Annotated in this window: 15 protein-coding genes and 2 tRNA genes; 14 read left to right on the top strand and 3 right to left on the bottom strand. The window is 65.3% G+C overall.

Annotated elements, in window-relative coordinates; all coding sequences use genetic code 11:
- Window positions 1-162 precede the first annotated feature (162 nt).
- Window positions 163-1,266 (top strand): acyltransferase family protein, encoded by a 1,104-nt coding sequence (locus AC1RKI_RS10355; protein WP_492797435.1) that lies wholly within the window; start codon window positions 163-165, stop codon window positions 1,264-1,266.
- A gap of 102 nt (window positions 1,267-1,368) precedes the next feature.
- On the opposite strand, the gene AC1RKI_RS10350 is transcribed toward AC1RKI_RS10355, so the two are convergent.
- Window positions 1,369-1,650 carry a hypothetical protein gene (locus AC1RKI_RS10350; protein ID WP_150981039.1) on the bottom strand — a complete coding sequence of 94 codons (282 nt, stop codon included), beginning with the start codon at window positions 1,648-1,650 and terminating at the stop codon, window positions 1,369-1,371.
- 318 nt (window positions 1,651-1,968) lie between these two features.
- On the opposite strand from AC1RKI_RS10350, the gene AC1RKI_RS10345 reads away from it, so the two are divergent.
- From AC1RKI_RS10345 to AC1RKI_RS10285, 13 genes are all read left to right on the top strand, one after another.
- Window positions 1,969-3,207: a GTP cyclohydrolase II gene (locus AC1RKI_RS10345; protein ID WP_492797437.1), complete on the top strand. Its 1,239-nt coding sequence runs from the start codon at window positions 1,969-1,971 to the stop codon at window positions 3,205-3,207.
- Window positions 3,204-4,505 (top strand): URC4/urg3 family protein, encoded by a 1,302-nt coding sequence (locus tag AC1RKI_RS10340; protein ID WP_150981038.1) that lies wholly within the window; start codon window positions 3,204-3,206, stop codon window positions 4,503-4,505. Before AC1RKI_RS10345 ends, AC1RKI_RS10340 begins: the two co-directional genes overlap by 4 nt.
- Window positions 4,506-4,671: 166 nt before the next feature.
- A complete protein-coding gene (gene upp, locus AC1RKI_RS10335) occupies window positions 4,672-5,364 on the top strand; it encodes a uracil phosphoribosyltransferase (protein ID WP_150981037.1) in 693 nt (230 codons plus the stop codon).
- Complete coding sequence (locus AC1RKI_RS10330; RefSeq protein WP_099047649.1) at window positions 5,361-6,038, top strand: TetR/AcrR family transcriptional regulator; 678 nt, start codon at window positions 5,361-5,363, stop codon at window positions 6,036-6,038. The genes upp and AC1RKI_RS10330 overlap by 4 nt, the downstream gene beginning before the upstream one ends.
- 108 nt (window positions 6,039-6,146) lie before the next feature.
- Complete coding sequence (locus AC1RKI_RS10325) at window positions 6,147-7,124, top strand: BMP family protein (RefSeq protein WP_150981050.1); 978 nt, start codon at window positions 6,147-6,149, stop codon at window positions 7,122-7,124.
- A gap of 138 nt (window positions 7,125-7,262) precedes the next feature.
- Window positions 7,263-8,831, top strand: a complete 1,569-nt coding sequence (locus AC1RKI_RS10320) for an ABC transporter ATP-binding protein (protein WP_492797440.1) — start codon at window positions 7,263-7,265, stop codon at window positions 8,829-8,831.
- The gene (locus tag AC1RKI_RS10315; RefSeq protein ID WP_061959653.1) at window positions 8,821-9,912 is read left to right on the top strand and encodes an ABC transporter permease; all 1,092 of its coding nucleotides are present in this window, start codon (window positions 8,821-8,823) and stop codon (window positions 9,910-9,912) included. The genes AC1RKI_RS10320 and AC1RKI_RS10315 overlap by 11 nt, the downstream gene beginning before the upstream one ends.
- Complete coding sequence (locus tag AC1RKI_RS10310) at window positions 9,912-10,862, top strand: ABC transporter permease (protein WP_200899096.1); 951 nt, start codon at window positions 9,912-9,914, stop codon at window positions 10,860-10,862. Before AC1RKI_RS10315 ends, AC1RKI_RS10310 begins: the two co-directional genes overlap by 1 nt.
- Window positions 10,863-10,885: 23 nt before the next feature.
- A complete protein-coding gene (locus AC1RKI_RS10305; protein WP_492797442.1) occupies window positions 10,886-12,166 on the top strand; it encodes an amidohydrolase family protein in 1,281 nt (426 codons plus the stop codon).
- Between the two features lie 108 nt (window positions 12,167-12,274).
- A tRNA-Leu gene (locus AC1RKI_RS10300) sits at window positions 12,275-12,361 on the top strand.
- Between the two features lie 570 nt (window positions 12,362-12,931).
- Window positions 12,932-13,813, top strand: coding sequence for a hypothetical protein (locus tag AC1RKI_RS10295; RefSeq protein ID WP_492797444.1), 882 nt, complete (start codon window positions 12,932-12,934; stop codon window positions 13,811-13,813).
- A gap of 112 nt (window positions 13,814-13,925) precedes the next feature.
- A tRNA-Arg gene (locus AC1RKI_RS10290) sits at window positions 13,926-14,002 on the top strand.
- A 367-nt stretch (window positions 14,003-14,369) separates the two neighbouring features.
- The gene (locus AC1RKI_RS10285; RefSeq protein ID WP_492797446.1) at window positions 14,370-15,782 is read left to right on the top strand and encodes a DUF1254 domain-containing protein; all 1,413 of its coding nucleotides are present in this window, start codon (window positions 14,370-14,372) and stop codon (window positions 15,780-15,782) included.
- 146 nt (window positions 15,783-15,928) lie between these two features.
- On the opposite strand, the gene AC1RKI_RS10280 is transcribed toward AC1RKI_RS10285, so the two are convergent.
- Window positions 15,929-18,016, bottom strand: coding sequence for a TonB-dependent receptor family protein (locus AC1RKI_RS10280; RefSeq protein ID WP_492797448.1), 2,088 nt, complete (start codon window positions 18,014-18,016; stop codon window positions 15,929-15,931).
- Between the two features lie 171 nt (window positions 18,017-18,187).
- On the bottom strand, window positions 18,188-20,572 hold the full coding sequence (gene metE, locus AC1RKI_RS10275) for a 5-methyltetrahydropteroyltriglutamate--homocysteine S-methyltransferase (protein WP_492797450.1): 2,385 nt from the start codon (window positions 20,570-20,572) through the stop codon (window positions 18,188-18,190).
- Window positions 20,573-20,675 lie beyond the last annotated feature (103 nt).

Here is a 20,675-nt window from a genome sequence, read left to right as displayed (position 1 = left end):
GGCGAAGTATTTGTTTCTTATTAGCTAATTCCCAAATGTGGGGCGCAGGCGGCCCCGCCGGGCGCACATGTATCGGCGCTTACAAAGGTTACGCACCATCCACATTCCCACGCGCACTGTTCCGGGTACAATGCGGGCCATTTTGTATCTTTCCTATAACAAATGAGCCCCCGTCCTTCCCGTCTGGCATGTATCGATGCCCTGAAGGCGGTCAGCTCACAGCTGATCGTGCTGCACCACCTGGCCTTCTACGGCCCCATGTCCGATGCCGCCCACGCTCTGGCGCCCGGACTGATCGGCTGGCTGGCCGATTACGCGCGCATCGCGGTGCAGGTGTTTCTGGTGATTAGCGGATTCCTGGCGGCGCGCAGCCTGGCGCCGGCCGGCCACCTGACCACGCCGCGGCCGCTGGCGACCGTATGGCGGCGCTATCAGAAACTGGTGGTGCCTTATGCCGCGGCAATCGTGATCGCCATCGTCGGGGCGGCCGTCGCCCGAACCTGGATGCACCACGATTCGATCCCCGCGGCGCCTCAGCTCGCGCAATTTGTCGCGCATATCCTGCTGCTGCACAACATTCTCGATGTCGATGCGCTATCGGCCGGCGTCTGGTATATCGCCATCGATCTGCAACTGTTCGCGCTGCTGGTTTTCACGCTGTGGCTTGGCCGCGCCGTATCGCGCAACGCGCTGGCGCTCGGCGTGCCGTTGGTGGCGGCGCTGGCCGGGTTGTCCCTGTTCTGGTTCAACCGCGATGCCAGCTGGGACATCTGGGCCGTCTATTTCTTTGGCGCCTATGGCATGGGAGTGCTGGCCTTCTGGGCGTCCAATCCCGAGCGTTCGCCGATGTCGCTGATCGTATTGGCGGCGATGGGCGCGGCCGCGCTGGTGGTCGATTTCCGCCTGCGGATCGCCGTGGCGCTGGCTACCGCGCTGCTGCTGGCCGTCTCGCGCCGCGGCGGCAGGCTGGAGCACTGGCCCGGCGGCCGGCTCACCGCGTATTTCGGCAAGATCTCCTATTCGGTATTCCTGGTGCATTTTCCGGTCTGCTTGATGGTCAACGCCGTGGTGACGCACGTTGCGCCCGGCAAGCCGATGGCCAATGCGGTGGGCATGGTGCTGGCGTGGATCGCCAGCAATGTCGCTGGCGCGGCGTTCCATCGCCATGTTGAAGCGGGCAATCCGCTGCGCAGGCTGGTTGACTGGCTGACGGCCGATCTGCCGTCCCGTGCGCGTGGGCGCATCGGGGAACGCGTGGGCGGCTGACCGTTATCCGCGCAGTGACGCCTGAAATACAAACGGCACGTTCTCACCGAGCGTGCCGTTTTTGTTTTGGCGAGCGAAGAAAACGAAATTGCGCACCGCGCTTCAGGCGAACGTGGGCCGCAGCTCGCGCAGCGTGTCCGGATCGGAAATGATGCGGTCCCAGATCACTTGCGACCCCACCTCGGGAGGTTGCTTTTCCAGGTCCTGGTCGCCCGAAACGACGCAGCGCACGCGCGGTTGCTCGCCCTGCATGACCATCGCGCAGGCCTTGGGCAGCGGCGATGCGGTTTCAGCGGGACCGGCAAAGGCGGTGGCGGGGACGACGACCACCGCAGACATGAACAACAGGGCGCGGACGACAACGGTGGCGGGCAGCTTCTTCACGATCAACTCCAGGGGCGACGTGAGCCGGTACGGCTCGATGCCCTGAAGTATTGAAATTGCCCGACCCTTGCGGAATAGCCGCGACCCTAAAACTCCAGCCCGCGCACGGAGGCGTGCGCATGCACCGACATGTATCGTTTGCGCCCCCGATCAGCGATGTGTCGACATCTGTTGCGCACATGCACGGTGCGTACGGGATGCCACTAACCGTAACAACCCCACTTGGGCGTTGGCATGAGTGTTGCCTAGTATGGATTCATAAACCTGACCATTTGGTCAGGTTCCAGTACCGGCACGATGCCGGGAGACGAGGCTGCCATGTCCGACCATATCGTCCTGACCTCACACGCGCGCCGCGACAAGCCGGCCGAACCCATCCACTGGGGCGCGCCCACGGCGGCCGAACGCGGACCTGTGATCGCCAGCCTGACCGATCCGGTACAGCGCAACGTCATCGGCACGCACGCCGGCGCCTATGCGATCTATCGCGCGCTGGCAGTGGCGTCGGGCAGCCTGCAACGCGCGCACCGGCCGGACCTCACCGACACCGCGCCGGCCGAGACCATCGGGCCGCATGATCAGTGGGGCGACCCGGACAAGATCGTATCGCTCGATCCCTGGGGGCATCTGGTTTCCAGCGTGTTTGCCGATCGCATCGCCGCGGGCTTCGACATTCGCCCGACCATCGCCATCACGCGCGCGCATATCAACATGCCGGAACTGATCGCGGCCATCGCGGCGGGCCGTCTGAAACCGGACGGCGAAATTCTCTACGCCAACGGCGATGTGCGCGTGACCAAGGCCGCGATCGATCCGGTCTGGTATCTGCCCGGCATCGCCCGGCGCTTCAACATCAAGGAAAGCGTCCTGCGGCGCAGCCTGTTCGAGCAGACCGGCGGAATGTTTCCGGAACTGGTCACGCGACCGGACCTCAAGGTGTTCCTGCCGCCGATCGGCGGTATGACGCTGTACTTCTTTGGCGATGTCGCCAAGCTCGGCCAGCCCGACACCAAGGTGGCATGCCGCGTGCACGACGAATGCAATGGCTCGGACGTGTTCGGTTCCGATATCTGTACATGCAGGCCTTATCTCGCGCATGGCATCGAGGTGTGTATCGAGATGGCGCAGCAGGGCGGCGTAGGCCTGGTGGTCTATAACCGGAAGGAAGGCCGTGCGCTGGGCGAAGTCACAAAGTTCCTGGTCTACAACGCGCGCAAGCGGCAGGTGGGCGGCGATCGCGCCGAAACCTATTTCGCGCGGACCGAATGCGTGGCGGGCGTGCAGGACATGCGGTTCCAGGAACTGATGCCCGATGTATTCCACTGGCTCGGCATCCGGCGCATCGATCGTTGGGCCTCGATGAGCAATATGAAACATGGCGCGCTGACCGCGCAGGGCATCGAAGTGGTCGAGCAGGTGGCGATCCCCGAGGCGCTGATTCCGGCCGATGCGCGCGTGGAAATCGATGCGAAGGTGGCGGCGGGTTACTTCACCAGCTATTCGCCGCCTGACGCCAACGAACTCGCCCTGGCAAAGGGCAGGGGGTTGAACGAATGAACGAGTATCCCGCAGGGGAAGCGTCCGGTTCCGGCACGGGCAGCGGCTGGCACAGCCCGGTTCCCGCCGATCATCCCGCGTCCGCGCTGCTCAGTGGCGAAGCGGTGCGCACCCATTGCAAGGCGGTGACCGAGTATGTTGCGGCGGGCGAGTCGGACCTGTTCACATGGCATGCGGATCGCGTCCACGCGATTGCCGACTATGTCGCCGCGACGATCCGCCGCCGCTATCCCGATCTGCAGGTTCCCTACCACAGCCGCTGGCGCCATTTCGAAAGCGGCGGGCCGGGACAGGACGCGATCAATCGCTGGCAGATCCTGTGCGAGCGCGCGGGCATGTCGGGCGCCGAGCATTGCACCGAACGCGCGCGCATCGGTATCGATCTTGTGATTCCAAGCGTGTTGCTCGATGCCGGCGCGGGACCCGACTGGCGCTACCGCGATCCCGCCAGCGACATGATGCTGACGCGTTCGGAAGGGCTCGGCGTGGCCAGCTTCGATCTGTTCGCCAGGGGCGGTTTTTCTGCGGAGCCCGGCGATCCGCTGCGCGCCGACGCCGAACGCCTGGCGCGTATCGACGCATCGACGATTGCCACGGCGTTCCAGGTGGCGCAGCACAATCCGCTGGTTGGCCTGGAAGGGCGCGCGGGGCTGTTGCGACGCCTCGGCGAGGTGATGCAGGCCACGCCCGCGGTGTTCGGCACGCCGGCGCGGCTGGGCAATCTGTTCGACTATCTGGCCGCTCACGCCCAGGACGGCCGCATCGAAGCCGGTTTCGTGCTGCGCACGTTGCTGGTGGCGCTGGGCCCGGTGTGGCCGGGCAGAGTGCAGCTCGACGGGATTTCGCTGGGCGACTGCTGGCGTCACCAGGCTGCGCCGGACGGGCTGGTGCCGTTCCACAAGCTCACCCAATGGCTCACCTATTCGCTGCTGGAGCCGCTCGAGGACGGCGGCTTGGTCGTGGTGGGGCTGGACGCGCTCACAGGCCTGCCGGAGTACCGCAATGGCGGGCTGCTCTACGACTTCGAACTGACCGTGCCGCGCGATAGCGAATTCGCCCATCGCACGCACACGGTGGACGAGCCCGAGATTGTCGAATGGCGTGCGCTGACCGTGACGGGGCTCGATCTCGTGGCCGATGGCGTGCGGCAGGCGCTGGGTTTGTCGGCCGATGAATTCCCGCTGGCGCGCGTGCTGGAAGGCGGCACCTGGGCCGCCGGGCGACGTATCGCCGCGCAACGCCGCCCGCCCGGCGGGCCGCCGCCCTTTGCAATCCAGAGCGACGGCACCGTGTTCTGACGCCTTTTATCGCGCAACGCTACGTAATGCGCCGCGCAGGACGCGGCGCCGAACGTGGCAACCACAGTAGTCGCCAACGCAAACGCAGTGTCAGTCAGCCAATGCGAGGCGGGCGAGGGCCCGCTGCGTCCGGCCCATGCAAACGCCTGAAACCAAGGAGCGCATCATGAACGACATGTCCGCCGCGGCCCAACCCGTCGCGCAGGCTTTTGCCGAAACCGGGGCTGCATCGCCAGCGTTAATGGTGGTCAACCATCCGCTGGTACAGCACAAGGTCACCCTGGTGCGCAGCGAGGACACCACCACCGACAACTTTCGCCGCCTGGTGCGCGAAATCAGCCAATTGCTGACATACGAGGCCACGCGCGATCTGGCCATGGAAACCGTGGCGATCAAGACGCCGATCGCGCCGATGCAATCGCCAGTGCTGTCGGGCAAGAAGCTGTGCCTGGTGTCGATCCTGCGCGCAGGCAATGGCTTTCTCGACGGCATGCTCGACCTGTTGCCAGCCGCGCGCGTCGGGCATATCGGCCTGTATCGCGACCCCGAAACGCTGGAACCGATCGAGTATTACTTCAAGATGCCCGAGGACATCCAGGAACGCTTTGTAATCGTGGTCGATCCGATGCTGGCCACCGGCAACTCGGCCATTGCTGCGATCAACCGCCTCAAGGAGGCGGGCGTGACCACCATGAAATACGTCTGCCTGATCGCCTCGCGCCCCGGTCTGCACGCGTTGCAATCGGCGCATCCGGACGTCGCCATCGTGACCGCGGCGATCGATGACGAATTGAACGAGCACGGCTACATCGTGCCCGGTCTGGGCGACGCCGGCGACCGGCTGTATGGCACCAAATGATGGCCGCGCAGGCATGCGCGCCCCTGGCGCGCGAATCGGCCGGGCGTATTCGCCAGGAGAACGAGGCGCTGATCCTGCGCGCGGCGGAACATGTCTTCGCCCGCGCGGGATTTGCCGGCGCCACCATGGCGGACATCGCCACGCGCGCGGGCGTGCCGAAATCGAATCTGCATTACTACTTTCGTACCAAGCAGGCGCTGTATCGCGCCGTGCTGGCGCATACGCTGCAGCTGTGGCTATCAGAGACGGACATCATCAGCGCCGAGCACGATCCACGTCTCGCACTGGAACAGTACATCCGCGCCAAGATGCGGCTTTCTGCCAGTCACCCCGACGCGTCGCGCGTGTTCGCCAATGAACTGCTGCACGGCGCACCGGAAATCGGCGGCGTACTGCGTCAGGTGCTGCACGAGCTGATCGAGCGAAAGGCCATGGTGATCCGCGCATGGATCGACGACGGCCATATGGCGCCCGTCGATCCCTACCACCTGTTTTTCACGATCTGGGCATCGACCCAGACCTATGCCGATTTCGAAGCGCAAGTCTGTGCCGTATTGGGCGTGAGCCAGCTCGATGCGGAGGACTTCGAGCGCGCCACGGAGCATCTGGTGACGCTGATGCTGCGCGGCTGCGGGCTGCGCGAGGAAAGCCGCGGTGCGGCTGGCGCGCCATAGCCGCAAGGCATTGCCACGAATATCGCTGTCAAATCACGCGCTACGCGCGCGCACAACGTAGAAAAGGGGAGTGAATTCATGCACAACGGAAGCGATCGCCGCAACTGGATGAAGGCCGCCGCAGCCGCCGCGGCGCTGGCCGCTATCGGTTTGTCGCCAGCGGCCTACGGCCAGTCGAAGATCAAGGTGGCCGCGGTCTACACGGTGCCCGTGGAGCAGCAGTGGGTGTCGCGCATCCACAAGGCGCTCAACGAGGCCAAGTCGCGTGGCGAGATCGACTACGTGTTTTCTGAAAGCGTGTCGAATGCCGATTACGAACGCGTGATGCGTCAGTATGCGGAACAGGGCTCGGCGCTGATCGTTGGTGAATCGTTCGCGGTGGAAGGCGCGGCGCGCAAGGTGGCAAAGGACTATCCGAAGACCGCTTTCCTGATGGGATCGTCGGGCAAGCCGCAGGCGCCCAACTTCTCGGTGTTCGACAACTACATCCAGGAGCCGTCGTACCTGACTGGCATGATCGCGGGCGGCATGACCAAGACCAACCATATCGGCATGGTCGGCGGCTACGCGATTCCGGAAGTCAATCGCCTGATGCATGCGTTCATGGAAGGCGCACGCGAGGTCAATCCGAAGGTGAAGTTCACGGTCAGCTTTATCGGCTCGTGGTTCGATCCGCCCAAGGCCAAGGAGGCCGCGTTCGCGATGATCGACAAGGGCGCCGATGTGCTCTACGCCGAGCGCTTTGGCGTGTCCGACGCCGCTAAGGAGCGCGGCAAGCTGGCCATCGGCAACGTGATCAACACGCAGCCGCAGTATCCAACCACGGTGGTGGCCTCCGCGTTGTGGAACATGGAGCCGACCATCGCCGCCGCACTCTCCAAGGTGAAGTCGGGGCAGTTCAAGAACGAGGATTACGGCCAGTACTCGCTCATGAAATACAAGGGCGCGGAGCTTGCCCCGCTGGGCACGTTCGAGGGCAAGGTGCCTGCCGACGTGATGGCCAAGGTCAAGGCCAAGGAACGCGCGATTCTCGATGGCAAGACCACTATCAAGGTGGTGGAAACCGAGCCGAAATCGACGCCGTGACGGCGACGTTGTGACAGGTGCCATGACCGACGCGGATCCGCATGGCGGCGTTGTGCGCTGACAGATCCGCGTTGCGCTGGCCAGGCGCCCCGTCCCTTGCCGGACGGGGCCTGCTTCTTGCTGACTTCTGATTGATCGATGCCCCTCGATGGTTCGCCGGTTCTCCGGCTTTCGCATATCACCAAGCGGTTTGGGTCGCTGGTGGCCAACGACGACATTTCGCTGGAGCTGTATCGCGGCGAAGTGCTGGCCCTGCTCGGCGAAAATGGCGCCGGCAAGAGCACGCTGGTGAATATCCTGTTTGGTCACTACGTCGCGGACGGCGGCGCAGTGGAAGTGGATGGCGCCGTGCTGCCGCCAGGCAATCCACGCGCCGCGCTGGCTGCGGGCGTGGGCATGGTGCACCAGCATTTCGCGCTGGCCGACAACCTTTCCGTGCTCGACAACATCGTGATCGGCACCGAGCCGCTATGGCGCTGGCGTCAGCAGCGCGCCAGGGCGCGGGCGCGCATCGATGATCTCGCCCAGCGCTTCGGGCTGGCGGTGTCGCCGCAGGCGCGCGTGGGATCGCTCTCGGTGGGCGAACGGCAGCGCGTGGAAATCATCAAGGCGCTGTATCGCGGCGCGCGCATCCTGATTCTCGATGAACCGACCGCCGTGCTGACGCCGCAGGAGGCGGACAGCCTGTTTGCCACGCTGCGGCAGCTCATCGCGGAAGGACTTTCGGTGGTGTTCATCAGCCACAAGCTCGACGAGGTATTACGCGTGTCGCACCGCGTGGCGGTGCTGCGCGCCGGCAAGCTGGTGGCCGAGCGCATGGCGGCCGGCACGCACAAGGCTGAGCTGGCGGAACTGATGGTGGGTCGCAACGTCGAGATGCCGACCCGCGAGGCAAGCACGGCCACGCGCGATGTGGTGGTGTCGCTGGAGCGCGCAAGCGTGCCGGCCGCGCAAGGGCGGGCTGGTTTGCATGCGGTCTCGCTCGAGATTCACGCCGGGGAAATTCTCGGCATTGCGGGCGTGTCGGGCAATGGTCAGGTCGCGCTCGCCGCGCTGCTCAGTGGCGCCGTCGCGGCGACGGCAGGGCGCGTCCGTGTCGATGGCAAACAATTGCCGGCCGTGCCGCATCGCTGGATCCGCAGCGGCGTGGCGCGGATTCCGGAGGATCGTCATGCGGAAGGCGCGGTGGGCGATCTTGTGATTTGGGAAAACGCCATCGCCGAGCAACTCGACAATCCAGTCTTCGTGCGGACCGGCGTTATCCGCAGCGGCGCGGCACGGCGCTTTGCAAACGATCTGGTGGCGCGATTCGACGTACGCGGCGGCGGTATCGATACGCCAACGCGTGCGCTGTCCGGTGGCAACATGCAAAAGCTGATCCTGGGCCGCGCTCTGTCCGTGCGCGGCACCGGCGCACCGCGCCTCGTGGTGGCCAGCCAGCCGACGTGGGGACTCGACATCGGTGCGGTGGCCTATGTGCATCGCCAGTTGCTGGAAGCGGCGGCGGCCGGCGCGGCAGTGTTGCTGATTTCAGAGGATCTGGACGAATTGATGGCGCTATCCGATCGCATCGCGGTGATGCACGCCGGCCATCTCACGGCCGCGCAACCGACGTCGCACTGGACGCTGGGAACGCTGGGACTGGCCATGGCGGGCGCCGATAGCGCGCGCGACGTCAGCGACGCTGAGGTGGTCCATGCGGCTTGAAGCACGCACCGGCACATCGCGTGCCGCGCTGGTGATGGCGCCGGTTGGCGCGATCGTAGTGACACTGCTGATCTGCGCGCTGCTGGTGGCCTGTGCTGGCGCGCCGGTCGGCAAGGCCTACCTGTTGTTGCTCGAAGGTGGATTCGGATCGCGCTTTGCATGGTCCGAGACACTCACGCGCGCCACGCCGCTGATCCTCACGGGCCTTGCCGTTGCCGTGGCGTTTCGCACGCGGCTGTTCAATATCGGTGCGGAAGGCCAGCTGTATCTGGGCGCGCTGGCGGCGGTGGCCGTGGGCGGACAAGTCGATGGCGCCGCCGCACCGTGGGCCGCGTCGCTGCCCACCGGCGTGCTGTTCGGGCTGATGGTGGCCGCCGGGATGCTGGCCGGTGCGCTGTTGCTGCTGGTGCCGGCGGTGCTCAAGATGCGCTTTGGCGTCGACGAGGTGGTCACCACGCTGCTGCTGAACTTCATCGTGCTGCTCGGCGTATCGACGATGCTCGATGGCCCGATGAAGGACCCGCTGGCGATGGGATGGCCGCAGTCGGTCGCGCTGGTTCCCGAACTGGAACTCGCGCGCCTGATGGAACGCTCGCGCGTACATAGTGGGCTGCTTATCGCGGTGGCGCTGGCGGCCGCGATCTGGGCGATCAATCGCTTCACGGTATTCGGCCTGCGGATGCGCGCAGTGGGCGCCAATGCGCGCGCCGCGGCGTTTGCGGGGATGCCGGTGGCGCGCGTCACGCTGCTCGCCGCTGCGCTGTCCGGCGCGCTGGCCGGACTGGCCGGCGTGGTCGAGGTGGCGGGCCGTACCGGCTACCTGACGCTCGATATGTCGCCCGGGTATGGCTATACCGGCGTGGTGATCGCCATGCTTGCCGGCCTGCATCCGCTTGGCGTGGTGGCCGCGGCGGTGTTCGTGGCGGGCATCCTGGTGGGCGCCGATGGCATGAGCCGCGCGGTCGGCGTGCCCAACACGATCGCCGATGTGATCGTGGCCGTGGCGTTGCTGGCAATGCTGGTGGCGACGATGCTGACCCGTTATCGCGTGCGATTCGATCGCGCCGGAAAGGCTGCGTGATGGAACTGTTCGATATTCTGGCGGGCGCGCCGTTCTGGATTGCCGTGCTGCGCGTGGCAACGCCGCTGATTTTCGGCACGCTCGGCGTGTTGCTGTGCGAACGCGCGGGCGTATTGAATCTTGGCATCGAGGGCATCATGGTGGCCGGCGCGTTTTGCGGCTGGCTGGCCGTCTACCACGGGCTGCCGCTGTGGGGCGGCGTGGCGGCGGCGGCCGGGGCCGGTCTGGCGTTTGGTCTGCTGCATGGCTGGCTCACGGTGTCGATGGCACTGTCGCAGCACGTGGCGGGACTTGGCGTGACGATGCTGGCGACGAGCCTGTCCTATTACGCGTATCGCCTGGGCTTTGCGCAGGTATCGACACCGCCAACCATCACGCCTTTCGCACCGATGACGTGGTGGGCCGATGTGCCGCTGATCGGCACGGTGATGGCGGCGGAAACAGCGCTGACGCTGCTCGCGCTGGTGATGACGCCGGTGATTGCGTGGCTGCTGTATCGCACGCCATTGGGACTCGCCTTGCGCATGGTCGGCGAGAATCCCGCGGCGGCTGAAGGGCAGGGCATTCGTGTGACGGCGGTGCGCATCGGCGCGATCATGGCCGGTTCGGCACTGATGGCGATCGGCGGCGCCTTCCTGACGCTGTCGGCTTTCAATGCGTTCTTTTTCAATATGATCAACGGGCGCGGCTGGATCTGCGTGGCGTTGGTGGTGTTCGCGTCATGGCGGCCCGGGCGCGCGCTGCTCGGCGCGCTGCTGTTCGCGGCGTTCGACGCGCTGCAACTGCGGCTGCAGCAAGGCGGGGCCACACTGCCGGGGCTGCCGGCGCTGCCGTATCAGGTGTACCTGATGTTGCCGTATATCCTCTCGATCCTGGCGCTGGTGCTGGTCGCGCGTCGAGCGGCCTACCCGCAAGCCCTGATGAAGCCGTATCGCAAAGGCGAGCGCTGATCATTCCTACGGAACCAAATTTCATGCTCGATACCATCCTGCGTCACTGCAACCTACCCGACGGCCGTAACGATGTCGACATCGGCATCGCGGACGGCAAGATCGCGGCCGTGGCCACTTCATTGCAGGCCAGCGCCGCCGAGGAAATCGACGCGGCCGGCCAACTGGTTTCGCCGCCGTTCGTCGACGCGCACTTTCATATGGATTCCACGCTGTCCTTCGGCTTGCCGCGTGTGAATCAATCGGGCACGTTGCTGGAGGGCATTGCGCTGTGGGGCGAACTCAAGCCGCTGCTGACGCAGGACGCGATCGTCGAGCGCGCGCTGGCGTATTGCGACTGGGCTGTTGCCAAGGGGCTGCTGGCGATCCGCTCGCATGTCGATGTGTGCGATCCCCGCTTGCTGGCCACCGAAGCGCTGCTGCACGTGCGCGAGCGTGTGAAGCCCTATCTCGATCTGCAACTGGTCGCGTTTCCGCAGGACGGCGTGCTGCGCAGCGCCGGTGCGCTGGAAAACCTGCGTCGCGCGCTCGATATGGGCGTCGATGTGGTCGGCGGCATTCCGCATTTCGAGCGCACCATGGCCGACGGCGCGGCGTCAGTCAGGCTGCTGTGCGAAGAGGCTGCCAGCCGCGGCTTGCGCGTGGACATGCACTGCGACGAAAGCGACGATCCGATGTCGCGTCATATCGAAACGCTGGCGAGCGAATCGGTGCGGCTGGGCCTGCAGGGCAGGGTTACGGGGTCGCACCTGACGTCGATGCATTCAATGGACAACTACTACGTGTCGAAGCTGCTGCCGTTGATGCGCGAGGCCGGCGTGGCGGCGATCGCCAATCCGCTGATCAACATCACGCTGCAGGGCCGCCACGACACCTACCCGAAGCGGCGCGGCATGACCCGCGTGCCGGAAATGCTGGCGGCCGGCATTCCCGTCGCATTCGGCCACGACTGCGTGATGGACCCCTGGTACAGCCTGGGCTCCGGCGACATGCTGGAAGTGGCCCACATGGGGCTGCACGTAGCCCAGATGACGGGACAGGACGCCATGCGCGCCTGCTTCCGCGCCGTCACCGAAACGCCGGCGGCCATTCTGGGGCTCGACGGCTACGGCGTGGCGCCCGGCTGCCGCGCCGACCTGGTGCTGCTGCAGGCGCGCGACCCGGTCGAGGCGATTCGCCTGCGCGCCACGCGGCTGCTGGTGATGCGAGCCGGCAAGGTGGTGGCCCGCACGGCGCCCGCCACGGCGACGCTGTCGCTGGAAGGTCGGCCGGCACATGTCGACTTCCGGCTACACCGGCCGTGACCGCGTCGACGGAAATTTTTCGATTTCTGTCGGCAGGGTGTTGACACCAGGCAACTGCCTCAGCATAATCACGTTCTTCGCATCGCCGCAGCAATGCAGCGAGACGAAGCCCAGATGGCGGAATTGGTAGACGCACTAGGTTCAGGTCCTAGCGGTGGCAACACTGTGGAGGTTCGAGTCCTCTTCTGGGCACCAATTCGAAAGCCCTGCTCATCGAGCAGGGCTTTTTCATTTCTGGCCCGGAAAGGGAAGTCCCTGCGGACTTCCCGTGGGGACTCGAAAGGATTGCGCCTGCTGGCGCAATCCCGGGGTCGCGCATGGGTGACCGAGTCCTCTTCTGGGCACCACAATTCAGAAAGCCCTGCTCATCGAGCAGGGCTTTTTCATTTCCGGCCCGGAAAGGGAAGTCCCTGCGGACTTCCCGCGAGGACTCGAAAGGATTGCGCCTGCTGGCGCAATCCCGGGGTCGCGCACGGGTGACCGAGTCCTCTTCTGGGCACCACAATTCAGAAAGCCCTGCTCATCGAGCAGGGCTTTTTCATTTCCTGGCCTCGAAAGGATTGCGCCTGCAAGCGCAATCTTGGGGTCGCGCGGCTCGCGTCCCCATGCGCGACCGACTCGTCCGACATCCGTCTCTCTCGTACGATCACTCGTCCATTTGGCTTGCGTGGGGTCCCACATTCGCGGCTAACGATTGAACGGCCATTGACCTATGCTCAAGCTGATCGGGCATGGTTCGCAAAACGCCCGACAAGGATGGTCGCCATGTCCGTTCTGCTGACTTTCGCGAGAGAGAGGCGTGTCGGGTTGCGATATGTTGCCGCGCATTCCCCGTATCGTCCTGGACTGCCGCTGTGCCTGCTGTTGGCGATGCTGGCGTGCGCGGTGGCGCAGGCCGAAGAGAGCGTAGGCGTGCCGCCGTTCGTCGCGCCGCCAATGCTTGTCGATCCGCCGCCTGCCGATCCCGCGCCCGTTGCGGTTGGTGCCGCTGCCGCCAAACCGGCAACGCCCGACGCCATGGCGCCGCCGCGCATGGTGATCGTCGATGACGATCCCGACCTGCCGATTCCCGTTCACGCATCGCACAGCGCGCCTTTGCCAGCCAGCGGCGACGCCGATCACGTCGCTGTCAATCTGGCCTCGATCGATCGTGTGGTGGAGCGCTTCAGCAGCGCACCGCGTCCGCCACTCCACGTCGACGATGCATCGACGGCAACGCGCTTCGTCGACGGCAATGCGCGCAGCATGGCGTTGTCGCTCGACGCGCCGTTATCGCGCGGCGGCAATGGCCTGACGTTGCAATCGCGCGTGGAGATGGCTTACCGGCCCGGCGTGTCGCCTACATCGGGCAACTGGGATGCGCCGCCCGGCGAAGCCACCGCAACCGGTCTCGCCGTGCGCCTGTACGGATCGAAGCCAACGCGGCTCAACGGTGTCTATCCGTTTGTCGAAGCCGACTGGTGGCAGGACAACCGCGCAAAGGTCATCAACATCAACGGCACCCGTATCGATACGGATCTGCTGCGCGGGCTGTTCTCGTTCAACATCGGCGCGCACAGCAATTCGATTACCGGGCTCAAGCTGTGGGTCAAGGCGCGCGGCGGACGAAATCCCGGCGGCACGCTTGGCGCTCGCTATCGTTGGTAAGAAGGGACGTGCCGTGACGTGCCCGGCGCGCGCGATCTCATACGTGTCTGAAAAGTCCCTTCAAAAAACGCTTGCGCGAAATGCAAATTGCGATACAATTCGGGCCTCGCGTGCGGCTGTAGCTCAGTTGGATAGAGTACTTGGCTACGAACCAAGGGGTCGTGGGTTCGAATCCTGCCAGCCGCGCCACCTATGCAGTGACAAAGGGCTTCCGTAAAAGGAAGCCCTTTTTCTTTGGCTTTTTCCCCTCTTTCCCCGGCTGGTTTCATTGGATTTGCGGCGCGCCTGCCGCTTTGCGCATTGCTGGCAGATTTGCCGGATGTGAATTGTGCGCCGCGCCGACGCAGTGGCACGCCGCAGCCGCATTCGATGAAGCGCAGTCTCCATCGCTTGCCAGTGGGCCTCCCAGTGTTCGTTTCCCCCCGAAAGCGAGTACTGGAATCATTGACAGTGCTCGTGTCGCGGCACATCATTCGACCCTACAGATGCGCCTCCGGAGCTACACGCGCCCCAATACGCTGGCCGGAAGGTTGCCATTCCTAAGGGAAACGGGGTCATGAATCGATCGATATGCCAACTGGCAAGCGTGGTCGCGCTTGCCGCTTTTCTTTCCGCCTGCTCGTCCACGCCCGCGCCGATGGCCAATATGCCCGCCGCGGAGCAGCCTCCATCGGACCAGGCAATGAAGACACTCTCGGCCGAGGTATTTACCTACGGCTATCCGCTGGTGCTGATGGACGTCACGCGTGAAGTGATGACGGCCAACGTGCCCGTCAATACGTTCTCCCACAAGCGCGCTTTCCCCGATGCGTCGTTCACCGACGTGGTCAGCCCCAATGCCGACACGCTTTATTCGATAGCTTGGCTCGATCTGTCGAAGGAACCGCTCGTGATGTCGGTGCCCGATACGGCCGGCCGCTATTACGTGATGCAGTTGCTCGATGCGTGGACCAACGTGTTTGCGGCGCCAGGCAAACGCACCACCGGCACACGGCGCGGCGCGTACGCGATTGTCGGTCCCGGCTGGGAAGGGACGCTGCCCAAGGGCGTCAAGGAAATCCGTTCGCCGACCAACATGGTGTGGGTGATCGGCCGGATCCAGACCAACGGCAAGCAGGATTACGCCAACGTGCATCGCCTGCAGGACCAGTTCAAGCTGGTGCCGCTGTCGGCATGGCGCCGCGGCGTGCGTAGCGTCCAGGCGGCCGCGCCGCGGGCCACGTTGATCGATACCGAGACGCCACCGGTGGAACAGGTGGCCGCCATGGATGCGCAGGCCTTCTTCAGCCGTCTTGCCGCGTTGCTGCAGACCAATCCTCCGCCGCCGGAAAACGCGGAAATGGTCGACAGGATGCTGCGCATGGGCATCAAGTCGGGCGAGCCCTTCAAGACCACGGTGCTGGAGCCGTCGACGGCCCGCGCGGTGCAGGAGGGCGCCACCGCCGCGCTGGCGGGCATCGCCGCGGCGGGCCGCAAGAGCGAGGCCGGCGCCACCGGCTGGCGCGTGCGGCGCGACACCGGTGTCTATGGCGTCGACTACGGCCGTCGCGCCACCGTCGCGATGTTCGGCCTCGGCGCGAACTTGCCCGAAGATGCGCTGTATCCGACTGCGCGCGCCGATGCCAGCGGGCGTCCGTTCGATGGCGGCAGCCGCTATGTCCTGCACTTCGAGAAAGGCCAACTGCCGCCCGTGAAGGCGTTCTGGTCGCTGACGATGTACAACGACAAGCAGGCGTTCGTTGCCAACGAGCTGCAGCGTTATGCAATCGGCAGCCGCGATCGCCTGCGTTACAACCGCGACGGCTCGCTCGATATCTACATCCAGTACGAGCGCCCCGCCGCGGCGCGTGTCGCCAACTGGCTGCCGGCGCCACCCGATGCGTTCAACCTGATGCTGCGCGCGTACTGGCCCGACCAGACCATGCTCGACGGCAAATGGATGCCGCCTCCGGTGCAGCGCGTGAACTGATCGCCTGATCGCACGCGCCGCTCGGCGGCACGGCTCAAACGAAAAGCCCTTCCCGATCGGGAAGGGCTTTGTGCATCTGGCGCCTGTGAACGTCCCCGGCCGCCTGCCGCCCTGTGGGAGGCATGGTGGTAAGCGGCAGAGCAGCCTCAGAACTTGAACTTCACACCGGCATAGAACGCGCGGCCCACGCCGGGATAGAACACCGACGTGTTGGCGGTGCGCGCATCGGCCACGGTGCTGAAGTCGCTGACGTAACGCTTGTCCGCCAGGTTGCGCGCGTCGAGAAACAGCGTGACGCCGCGCTCGAATTCATAGCTCGCTTCGATGCCGAACAGCACATACGCGGGCACCTTCAAGGTGTTGGCGTAATCGACATAGGCGCCCGTCGGCACCCAGTCGATGGTGCCCGCCACGCGCAGCCGGCTGTTGCGGCTGTAGGCGAGCGTGGTGCGCAGTACGTGCGTCGGCACGCCGGCGATGCGGTTGTTGCCATAGACGGGATCGTTGTCGAAGCGGAAATCGCTGTAGTTCCACAACTGCGACACCGTGATCTTGTCGCCCTTGCCGATCACGTCGCGCACGATGTCGGCGCTGGCGCCAAGCTCCACACCCTGCAGCACGGTCTTGTTGGCGTTGAACGTGGCGGCGGGGACGTCGGGGCTGACGGTGTATTGCAGCAGCTGGTCGCGCAGCAGCGACCGATATGCCGTGACGTCCCACGCAAACCGGTCGGTGCGTCCGCGCGTGCCCAGCTCCAGCGTCCAGCCATGCTGCGCCGCCAGCGGCACGAAGCGCTGGGTAGTGCCGATGGTCTGGCTCAGGTCGGTGAAGTCCGGCACATCGGCGCTGCGCGTGATGTCGATAAAGGCCTGCACATCCTGCTTCGGTTCCCACAGCACGCCAAACTTGGGATTGACGCCGCTGAAGGTGGCGGCGTCGGACTTGGCGATCGGATTGGCCGGCAGGCCGCCGTAATCGACATATTCGCGGCGGTTGCGGTATGCCTTGGCGCCCGCCATCAGCGCCACCGTGGGCAGCACATAGAGCCGGTCTTCGAGATAGGCCTCGTAGTTGTAGGCGTCCTGCTTGGCATTGAGCGTCTGCGCGCCGCGATCCCCGTTCACGTTGACGTACTGACGCGCCTGGTTGTTGCCGCCAAAGAAACGCGCGCCCGCGATCAACTGGTTGCGCATGCCGCCCAGCGAGAAATTGCCGGTGTAGCGCGGCGCAAAGCCGTAGGTCCAGCTGTCCTGATCGATGACCTGGAAGATCGGGTGATACAGGCTCTTGTGGATGCCCCAGGTTGTGAAATCGATCTGGCCGTTATCGAGCTTGATGCTGGTGACGTTGGCCACGCGCTCGGTGCGCGTGTTGCGCGCCTGATCGCCCGCCAGTGCGCTGGCCGACGCCATGCGTGGGTTGTTCAGTGCGTCGTTGAGCGAAAGCGTACCCGGCAGCAGCTGATCGACAATATAGGCGCCGAAGTAGAAGCGCGTTTCCACGGTGGGACTGAAGCGGTAGCCGACGTTGGCGTTCAACTGCTCGTATTGGCCGCGCTCGTGATTGCGCCAGCCTTCCGAATGACTGACCGTGGCATTGACCAGGAAATCCCATTGGCCGATCTGGCGCGACACCTGTCCACTGCCGCGCACCGTACCGAAGCTGCCGCCGTCGATACGCACCATGTTCTTCGCATCGGCAGTCAATGCGGTGGGCGTGGTGAAATTCAGCGCGCCGCCCAGCGTGGTGCTGCCATACGCGAGTCCATTGCCGCCTTTGTAGACCTCGGCCGCCGACAACGCCAGCGGGTCGATCTGGTAGAAATCGCCGCTGCCATCGGCAAAGTTGGTTGGCACGCCGTCCTGCAGGATTTCCAGCCCGCGCGTGTGATAGCCGCGCGCCACGCCCGAGCCGCGGATCGACAGGCGCAGTTCCTGGCCGTAGCGCTCCTGCACGTACACGCCCGGTGCGTCCTTGAGCACGTCGCGCAGATCGTTGGCGTAGGTGTTGGTATAGGTGGCCGCGTCGACGAATCCGACGGATCCGGCCGACTGGAACAGCGACTGCCGCTGCTGCGCCACGCCGGGCGCAGTCAGCGAACCTTCGGCCGCTGCAGTGGCGGTGACGGTGGGCAGGACGGGAGACGCGATCTGCGCGCCTTGCGCCAGTGCGGCGCCGGACAAGGCGGCAGCGGGCAGCACCGCGGCACGGCGCCATGAGGTGGTTCTTTTCATTGCTTGCGGTCGATGGCCGCGCCGACATGGGGCGCAGCGCGATCTTGTTGGTTTGGCTCGACCGCAAGGATACGGAGCGGGGCGCTGCGACACTATGTGTCACAGCGTCGCAGCGTGCGCTTTAGCGCATAAGCAAGGTTGTTTCGTGCACGGCGTTGCCGCACCCTGCCGTCAGACCGCCGCCTGTCCCGCGCAACCGGGACCGCACGCCGCGCCGTGCGTGTGGGCGCTGGCAGCAGGCCGTGCGGTCGGCGACGTGACCCGCTTCCAGTGGAGCGGCGCCTGGCCCGCCAGCCTGGCGCGCAACTGGCGCGCCGCACTGACCATGTTGGCCAGCGCCGCCTCGGTTTCGGGCCAGCCGCGCGTCTTCAGCCCGCAATCTGGATTGACCCACAAGCGCTCCGGCGGGATGACCTCGCACGCACGTTCCAAGAGCCGCGTGATGGCGTCCACACCCGGCACGCGCGGCGAGTGGATGTCGTAGACGCCCGGGCCGATCTCGTTGGGATAATCGAAATCGCCAAAGCCTTCCAGCAGTTCCATGGCAGAACGCGAGGTCTCGATCGTGATCACGTCGGCATCCATGGCGGCGATGGCCGGCAGGATGTCGTTGAACTCGGCGTAGCACATATGGGTGTGGATCTGCGTGTCGTCGGCCACGCCGGCTGCGGCCAGGCGGAACGCCTCGACCGCCCACTCCAGGTACTCGGCCCAGTCCGCGCGGCGCAGCGGCAGGCCTTCGCGCAGCGCCGGCTCGTCGATCTGGATGATGCGGATGCCCGCGCGCTCCAGATCGCACACTTCATCGCGAATCGCCAGCGCAAGCTGCCGGGTGGTGACCGAACGGGGCTGATCGTCGCGCACGAACGACCACTGCAGCATCGTCACCGGGCCGGTCAGCATGCCCTTGACTGGCTTGTCGGTCAGCGACTGCGCGTAGCGAGCGGTCTCCACGGTCATCGGCTCCGGGCGATATACGTCGCCGAAGATCACCGGCGGCTTCACGCAGCGCGAGCCGTAGCTCTGCACCCAGCCGTTCTCGGTGAATGCATAGCCGCACAGCTGTTCACCGAAATATTCGACCATGTCGTTGCGCTCGGCCTCGCCATGCACCAGCACGTCCAGGCCCAGCGCTTCCTGCTTGCGCACCGCGAATTCGATCTCGGCGCGCATCCGTTCCAGATAATCGAGCGCGCCGATGTCCCCCCGCTTGAATGCCGCACGGGTCTGGCGGATCGCCGGCGTTTGCGGAAAAGATCCGATCGTGGTGGTGGGCAGCGGCGGCAGCGCCAGCGCGGCGCGCTGACGTTCGATGCGCGTCTCGAACGGGCTGTGGCGATCGGCCATGTCCGCGGTCAGCGCGGCCAGGCGGTTCTGCACCTGAAGATTCACTACGCGCCGCGACGTGCGCCGCGAGGCCTGCGCGGCGTCGGACGCGGCCAGTTGCTGCGCCACCGCGGCTTCGCCCTGATCGAGCGCCACGGCCAGCGTATGCAGCTCGTCGAGTTTTTCCGTGGCGAATGCGAGCCACGATTTCAGTTCCGGATCGAGCCGCGTTTCGGCATCGAGCGATACGGGGACATGCAGTAGCGAGCACGATGGCGCCAGCCACAGCCGATCGCCCAGCGCGGCGTGCAGCGGCCGCACGGTGTCCAGCACGCGGCGCAGATCGGCGCGCCAGATATTGCGGCCGTCGATCACGCCGGCCGACAGCACCGCGTGCGCGGGCAGTATCTGGAGCCAATCCGCAAGCTGCTGGGGCGCACGCACCAGATCGATATGAAAACCGTGCACCGGCAGCGCGGCGGCGCGCTTGGCATGGGGCGCGGCGGTATCGAAATAGGTGGCCAGCAGCAGCTTCACGCCGGAATCCGCCAGCGCCGCATAAGCGTGGTCGAAGGCGTCGAGCCACGGCGCGGGCAGGTCGAGGCACAGCGCGGGCTCGTCGATCTGCACCCACTCGATCCCGCGTGCCTGCAGTTGCGACAGGATGCGCCGATAGGCGGCAATCACGCGGGGCAGCAGCGCAAGCCGGTCGAAACCCGCGACATGCGATTTGGACAGCCACAGGTAGGTGACCGGGCCGACCAGTGCCGGACGGGCGGCGAGGCCCTGCGCCAGCGCTTCGTCGATCTCATCGAAGAACCACGTCGGGCCGCCTTCGAACGTGCTGTCGGCATCGAGTTCGGGGACGATGTAGTGATAGTTCGTATCGAACCACTTGGTCATTTCCATGGCCGGTTGCGCGGTATTGCCTCGGGCCAGTTCGTAGTACTGGGGCAGGGTCAGCGCAGCGGCGTCGAACCCGAAGCGCTTTGGCAGCGCGCCGAGCAGCGCGGTAAGCCCGAGCATGTGGTCGTACCAGGCAAAGTCGCCAGCCGCCACGCTGGCCAGGCCGGCGTCGGCCTGGAGCTGCCAGTGCTTGCGGCGCAGCGCGGCGCCCGTGTCGCGCAGTGCCGCTTCCGACGTTTCACCGCGCCAAAAGGCTTCCTGCGCGAATTTCAGTTCCCGGCGTGCGCCGATGCGCGGAAAACCAAGGATGTGTGTGCGTGCCATGGGGGCGCTCCGTTAAAGGCTGATGTGGCGCACAGTGTGGAATCGCGGCTAGAATGAATCAAGCGACAAGTTTTAAACAATGTATGAATTTCATTCAACTCAC

This window comes from Cupriavidus sp. GW822-FHT06G04 (assembly GCF_058799075.1).
This window is presented reverse-complemented; position numbering and strand designations above follow the sequence as displayed.